This window comes from Pseudoramibacter faecis (genome assembly GCF_036289405.1).
In the GTDB taxonomy this organism is placed as follows: domain Bacteria; phylum Bacillota; class Clostridia; order Eubacteriales; family Eubacteriaceae; genus Pseudoramibacter; species Pseudoramibacter faecis.
Genome location: NZ_JAYFFI010000004.1, coordinates 115,557 through 121,736 on the forward strand (window position 1 = coordinate 115,557; position 6,180 = coordinate 121,736).

The window sequence follows — 6,180 nt, forward strand, 5'->3', positions numbered from 1 at the left end:
CTTACTTTTAACTGAATGCAGCCGAGGCCGCACCGCTTTTATGCTATAATAAAGGCATTCATTTTTTGAAAGGATCTTTTTATGCTCAACATCATTAAATCCATTATCTTCGGCATCGTGGAGGGGATCACAGAATGGCTGCCCATCTCCAGCACCGGTCACATGATTTTGCTCAACGCCATCTGCAAGCTCAATGTCCGCCCGTCTTTCCTCGCCATGTATCTGGTGGTGATCCAGCTGGGCGCCATTCTCGCCGTGGTCGTCCTTTACTGGCGAAAGCTCTGGCCGCTGCGCCGCCGGCGCACCACGAGGGACCCGGAGGGTCAGCTGGTCGTCGATCGGGAAACCATCACCATGTGGCTGAAGATTATCGTCGCGACCATTCCCGCCGCGGTGATCGGCGTGCCCTTCGACGATTTCTTTGAATCCCTTTTTTATAATTACTGGACCGTCGCCGCAATGCTGATCCTCTTCGGGATCGCGTTCATCCTCATCGAAAATCGCAACCGCGGCGCAAGACCGGCCAAAACCGATATTGCTGAGTTCACCTATCGCGACGCCATTATCATCGGACTCTTCCAGCTCATCGCCGCCGTCTTTCCTGGGACGTCCCGCTCCGGCGCAACCATCGTCGGTGCCCTGCTCATCGGCATCTCCCGCACTGCCGCCGCAGAGTTCACGTTCTTTCTGGCTATTCCGGCGATGTTTGGCGGCTCGCTGATCAAGCTGCTCAAGTTCCATCACTTTGCCAGCGGCGAACTGGGCATCCTGCTCATTGGCATGATCGTGGCCTTTGCCGTTTCGATTTTCGCCATCCGATTCCTGATGCAATACATCAAGCAGCACGACTTCAAGGCTTTCGGCTGGTATCGCATCGTGCTGGGGATCATTGTCCTCGGCTTCTTCTTAATCGCCGGATAAGCTATCTTTCATTTTAACATTTTTTAAGCGCGGCTTCGGCCGTGTTTTTTATTTTCGCTAAAAAATATTCACCTTCCCGTCCGCCGTGAAGGGCTTCGGCACAAATGCCTCACACAAAAACGCACCCGAAGGCGCGTTTTATTAGTGTATGGTTTTACTTTGTGCAACGTCGTTTATTCGCCGCAATGATTAACGCGAGCACAGCCAGGGATGAAATCCCAAGTCCCGTGTAAAAAGGTATTTCGGATGCGTCTCCGGTGCCCGGTCCTTGATCGGCTAAACGCTTGGTTATCGGTTTTCTTGTCGTCCCCGCATTTGAACGGACCTTCTTCCACTGCGCAAACAAAACCGTATCCTCGTTTAATGTAAGAGAATTCCCAGGCCGATAATCCGTCCCGCTGCCGTCGGCTTTGGTATTCCAGCCCGTGAAGCGGTAACCGTCTCGTTTAAACCCATTCGCTGCAACTTGAAGCCCTTTGCCCATGAGCCCCTTAATGGTCTCCATATTGCCGGATCCGCCATTGGCGTTATATGCCAGTTTGGCTTGACGGGCGACCGTCAGCGATATCCCGTTCGCATTAACCGCGTCCTGCCCGCCGTCAAGCTGTGTCGCATACCAATTCATTCTGACCGGAACCCCAGCGCTGTAACTCAGTCCGCAGCTCATATAGCACGACGATTCCGTGGTCTGACTTCCCATGCTGCCCTTGATCGTCATCTGCTTGATGGCCTTGTTATCATTGACCTTCACCCCTGGAATTTCCAGTGTATAAATATCCGGCATGCCGGTCACCACGGCATACAGACAGCCGAAATTAAACTGGGAGACATCACCATAGGATTGGCCCTTATAATTTTTCGGCGTTTGAAGGTCCATGGTGATGGTGATCTTTTTCTGATCGCCGCTCAATTCCGCCTTGCTCACCTTGAAAACATAGCCCGACAGGTCATAGTCCTTCACATCGGTATTGTCGATATGAACCGATGCGTTTTTATTCACCGCGGCCGATCCGAAATTATCCCGCAGCTGCAGATTTTTTAAGCTGTTCGCCAGTTCCTTCCCAGATACATCAATGCCATCCGGGATGGTTACCTCGGCGACAAGCTGGCTCTTTAGATTTTTTATGCCGACAACATCCAAGCCGCCATTGCCCATATAGTTCAAATATGTCTTTACAGCCGTATCGTTTGAAATTTCCTGCTTAATGCTTTCCAAATTCTTCTTAATGCCGCTCACATCCAGCTTTAAGCCAAGGGTGTATGTGCCGTCGGCCGCTACCGGATAAACGGCATTGCTTTCCGTATCGTAGCTGCCGTCAGCCTCTTTAATGAGGATATCCCCCTTAATCACATTCTGGGGCTTGTTATATTTCTCAAAAATGGCCGTCATCTTCATATAAGCATTCAATTTAAGCAGCTGCTCCTGCCAGCCCGCCGCCCTAACCGGCTGCATCCCGGAAGAAGCCGCAAGGCCTATCAGCATTGCCAAAACAATGGCCATGGCCGCGACCATTGCTCCTATCCGTTTCTCCAATTTTATCATCAAAACACCTCTAATCTTTTTTTAAGATTATTTTAACATACACTTGAACACAATGCACGATTTAAAATCTATCATTTTTATGCCGCTTCCTGCATTTTTCAGCTGCCAGCGCCGGATCTTTCCAAAATATATCGCATGATTATTTCATACGCAATCGTCGCCCATATTTTCGGAATACGATGGCATCGCAAACTGTAAAATAAAATCTGATTTTCGATTGCCAAAGCATGCAATCAGCCGCGTCGCATTTGTTTGAATCCTGACCATCCCTGTTCGCCGCCACGCATCGATGACCGGCTTCACCATCACCGACATCCAAGCATAAAACAAGACTTCCCGCCGCCGTAATGGCCGCGAGAAGCCTTGGTGCGTCCTGGTCTGTTATTGCCGATGTTTTAACTGCGAAAGGTACTCATCAAACTGAACGCGTCTTTCGGCATCCGCGATATGATCCGGATTCGGCATATGGCCAACCAGATAATTTAAAAGAGAATCCCTGGATGCATACGCAAATCGGCCATCTGCATAACACCATTTGCAATGGCCCTCGTTAAAACTGCCGTCCGGCTCTTTGCTGATCACGCCGTCTTCGGACAACGGCATTCCGCAGCACTGACAAACGAGCTGTCTCGGACTGTCGAGCAGCGTATTGATCGATACATCCAATGCTTTCGACAATAGCTTAAGCGTTTCCGTGTTCGGCTGTGTTTCCCCGGTCTCCCAGCGGCTGACAGCCTGCCGGGTGACCATCACGCGCTCTGCCAGCTGATCCTGCGTCAGCTGATGCTTCTCCCGCAGATTTCTGAGGATCTCTTTGATTTCCATAAAGCGGCTCCTTTCAGAATACATGGATATATTTCTATTATGATTTCCCCACGACGCCAAAACAAGCAACCGGCTGTTGCGGTCTCATTGCTTCTGCGCCATTATGCGCAAGCCTTCTGTCCGCTTTGGCCATCGTGGCTGGTGACGGTACGATCATCGCAGTGCCGCCGCTCCTTTGATCATCAAGGATTTATTCTCCCACCGTCATCCGATAAGCGCCATCACCCAGATCATCCCTGCCTGATGCCATCACGCCCGATGTGCCGTAATCATCGCATAGCTGCTTGCATTCACCGTGATCATGCAGCCGTCGCCATGGACATACCAGTTTTTGCCCCGCTTCCCGATAACCGCCGAGCATCTTTGACCGGCACCGGGCGGCGGCATCTATTTCCGGAAGCCCGAGATTTTTTATGATGCGCATTGCGCCCATCCTTGTCGTGTGCAGTTTATCTATATTTTTGATCAAAACGTTATCCATCACTCAAAGCCATCCTCTATTCCTCGGTCTTCTCGCTCACGATCTTAACCCCCGATATTCTCATACGTTTTTACGGCACCGTTGACTTTCTAAATGGCAAGAGAGAACTGTGAAGCCTCTCATTTTGCCTGCTTTGCACCGAACCATCAAAAACAGGTCAAGACACTTTTTTGATGTGCAGCTTGTCCGACCGGCATTCTTATCCATATCAGCGTTTTTGTATCTCATAGGATTCGTCGCCATCGTTCGGGTTATGCCGTATGACATTGTAAAAGGGCGTCTTATAGATAATCACTTCTTTAACTTTTTCGTTCCAGCTTCCGGCAATATATTCCCTTTCATAGCAGAATCTCGGAGGCTGATGATAAGACACAACCCCTACGTAATCCGTCAAAAGAAAACCCGCCGCCAGAAAAACGGCGATTCCCGCCAGACAAAGCACTCTTTTCCCGAAGCCTTTGACGATTCTCTTTAAGAGCATACCGGCACCTGCCAATAGCAGTCCTCCTCCGAGTACGGCATAAATACTGCCCCAGCTGCTGTCGCGCGGAAAAACCGCCAATGCAGACACGATGACCGAGAGGCCGAAGATGCTCAGCATCGCGCCGATCGTCACACCTTTTTTCACGTTTACTTCCTGTTTGCCATATTCGGCCATTTTTACGGCTGTTTCTTTCGCTTCTTCATGCATCTTCTCGCTTTTCCTTTCTCCCTCTACGATTTCCGGAATGCTCACTTCATAAAACGCCGCAAGTTCCGCCAGAATGCTGAGGTCCGGCATATTGACCCCGTTTTCCCAGCGTGACACCGTTCTGGACGAAACATGAAACTGTTCTGCCGCCTGTTCCTGCGTCATATTTCGGCCATTGCGCAGCGCTTTCAGAAATAAGCCAATTTTCTGTTGATCCATTCCCATCCTCCTTTTGCGGTCAGTATACGGCAGCGCGGGGCGAAAGGACACGACAAAAAGCGAGAAATTGCCGTATTGAGCGCGCCGGACAAATCTGTCCGCACAAAATAAACAAAACCATACTGCTGTCACGTTGCCTCTTTGGATCAGCGCGTCAAAATTGGGGGGGCAGCGTCATACTTTTTCCACGACGCCTTCACGCCTCGGGGCCTATTGAACTCTGCGTTTGATCTCGGCCAGCACGCGTTTCCCTTCATCATATTCCTCATAAATCGGACTGTGTGCAGACTTTTCAAAAACAAAAATTCCCTTTTGCGGCGCCGCAATCAAATCATGGCATGCCTGCTGCAGGGAAGCACAGCAGGTGCAGTCATATTTGCCGACAATAAAAAGCACGGGGACGTCTATCTTCTCAGCACAATGCTTCGTGTTGCCTGTTCCACTCAGATATATCCCGATCATTGATTGCCCATCCTTTCTCACGGCAGCGGCGCTTCCATCAGCGTCTTCAACATGATCATAGGCGGAAGGCCGCCATTAGCTGAACCTATCCGTCTGTGGTTTCAATAGATAATGAAATATCGCCAGATCAGGGTTTTGAGTTCGTCGATCGTCATCCGCTTCGTGTTGCACCGACCATCGAGGAGTTCCTCCTTCATTCTCGCCCACATCGCCTCACAGCGTGCATTGTCATGACATCTGCCGCCATCGCTGTTCATGCTCTGTACGATGCCGCAACGGCTCAGTTCGGCACGATAGATGGCGCTGGTATACTGGCTTCCGCTTTGAGGCGAACGTTCTCCTTTGCCAAATCACGGTTCTGCCGGCGGAGCTTCTGTACCTCCTCTGTAAGGCTCATAGCCGTCTCAGGGGGGTGTGTACCAAGACCGAGATCCAATCGTCCCTCGTTGCCCGCCTTGCTCCATTCGCAGGGCGTGTCCACGTTGATGCCGAGCTCCTTGGCCGCTTTGCTGAAGCCGATTTCCCGGCCGAGCTTTACAGCCTGGATCTTGAACTCTTTGTCGTAAACTTTTTTCTGTGCCATTTTGATCTCCATCTCCTCTTGTTTTCTTATAATTCCGTGTAAGAGATGTGTCAAGTTTTATGATACAACACCAGATCTTCAAAATCCTTTACCTGAGGAATCAGAACTTCAACTGCTTCTTTCAGTTTTCCTTTCCGGCTTGTACCTGTCTTTTCCGTCTGATACTCAATATAGCTTTTTCCTTTGCGTCCTTTTTCCGGAGTAATGACCGATAAGCCGTTTTCATAGCATAAACAGTCGCTAATATTTCTAATCCCGTAGTAGCTTCTTTTATTGGAATTATATTTATGATAATCCACGAAATTGACGGCACAAAAAATGATGTGATTATGGACATGCCCTTTATCAATATGAGTGGTAAGGACATATTCATACTGTCCTTTCGTGACTGCGTCCGCAAGCTGCTTTCCGATCTCATGTGCTTTTTCAAAGCTGACCTCTCCCGGTTCAAAGGA

7 protein-coding genes and 1 pseudogene are annotated in these 6,180 nt (G+C 49.8%); 1 reads left to right on the forward strand and 7 read right to left on the reverse strand.

Going from position 1 to position 6,180, the window contains the following annotated elements; translation table 11 throughout:
- Nucleotides 1-81 precede the first annotated feature (81 nt).
- Nucleotides 82-921, forward strand: coding sequence for an undecaprenyl-diphosphate phosphatase (locus V3C63_RS05195; protein WP_329886747.1), 840 nt, complete (start codon nt 82-84; stop codon nt 919-921).
- 154 nt (nt 922-1,075) lie between these two features.
- Here the strand turns inward: V3C63_RS05195 and V3C63_RS05200 are convergent, their stop codons facing one another.
- The 7 genes and pseudogenes from V3C63_RS05200 to V3C63_RS05240 form a co-directional block, all read right to left on the reverse strand.
- Nucleotides 1,076-2,464 carry an InlB B-repeat-containing protein gene (locus V3C63_RS05200; protein WP_329886748.1) on the reverse strand — a complete coding sequence of 463 codons (1,389 nt, stop codon included), beginning with the start codon at nt 2,462-2,464 and terminating at the stop codon, nt 1,076-1,078.
- A gap of 381 nt (nt 2,465-2,845) precedes the next feature.
- Nucleotides 2,846-3,289, reverse strand: a complete 444-nt coding sequence (locus tag V3C63_RS05205) for a helix-turn-helix domain-containing protein (protein ID WP_329886750.1) — start codon at nt 3,287-3,289, stop codon at nt 2,846-2,848.
- Nucleotides 3,290-3,479: 190 nt separating this feature from the next.
- Nucleotides 3,480-3,713 carry a hypothetical protein gene (locus tag V3C63_RS11780; protein ID WP_425355351.1) on the reverse strand — a complete coding sequence of 78 codons (234 nt, stop codon included), beginning with the start codon at nt 3,711-3,713 and terminating at the stop codon, nt 3,480-3,482.
- A 265-nt stretch (nt 3,714-3,978) separates the two neighbouring features.
- Nucleotides 3,979-4,680, reverse strand: a complete 702-nt coding sequence (locus V3C63_RS05220) for a helix-turn-helix domain-containing protein (RefSeq protein WP_329886751.1) — start codon at nt 4,678-4,680, stop codon at nt 3,979-3,981.
- Nucleotides 4,681-4,890: 210 nt separating this feature from the next.
- Entirely contained in the window at nt 4,891-5,142 is a 252-nt protein-coding gene (locus tag V3C63_RS05225; RefSeq protein ID WP_329886752.1) for an alpha/beta hydrolase, read from the reverse strand.
- Between the two features lie 280 nt (nt 5,143-5,422).
- The gene (locus tag V3C63_RS05235; protein ID WP_329886753.1) at nt 5,423-5,737 is read right to left on the reverse strand and encodes a transposase; all 315 of its coding nucleotides are present in this window, start codon (nt 5,735-5,737) and stop codon (nt 5,423-5,425) included.
- Nucleotides 5,738-5,793: 56 nt separating this feature from the next.
- Nucleotides 5,794-6,180: pseudogene (locus tag V3C63_RS05240) on the reverse strand (relaxase/mobilization nuclease domain-containing protein); the annotation flags it as partial.

Bases quoted from the DNA above. Each gene is read 5' to 3' on its own strand.
- V3C63_RS05195 (WP_329886747.1), top strand. From the start codon at position 82: ATGCTCAACATCATTAAATCCATTATCTTCGGCATCGTGGAGGGGATC.
- V3C63_RS05200 (WP_329886748.1), bottom strand. From the start codon at position 2,464: ATGATAAAATTGGAGAAACGGATAGGAGCAATGGTCGCGGCCATGGCC.
- V3C63_RS05205 (WP_329886750.1), bottom strand. From the start codon at position 3,289: ATGGAAATCAAAGAGATCCTCAGAAATCTGCGGGAGAAGCATCAGCTG.
- V3C63_RS11780 (WP_425355351.1), bottom strand. From the start codon at position 3,713: ATGCGCATCATAAAAAATCTCGGGCTTCCGGAAATAGATGCCGCCGCC.
- V3C63_RS05220 (WP_329886751.1), bottom strand. From the start codon at position 4,680: ATGGATCAACAGAAAATTGGCTTATTTCTGAAAGCGCTGCGCAATGGC.
- V3C63_RS05225 (WP_329886752.1), bottom strand. From the start codon at position 5,142: ATGATCGGGATATATCTGAGTGGAACAGGCAACACGAAGCATTGTGCT.
- V3C63_RS05235 (WP_329886753.1), bottom strand. From the start codon at position 5,737: ATGGAGATCAAAATGGCACAGAAAAAAGTTTACGACAAAGAGTTCAAG.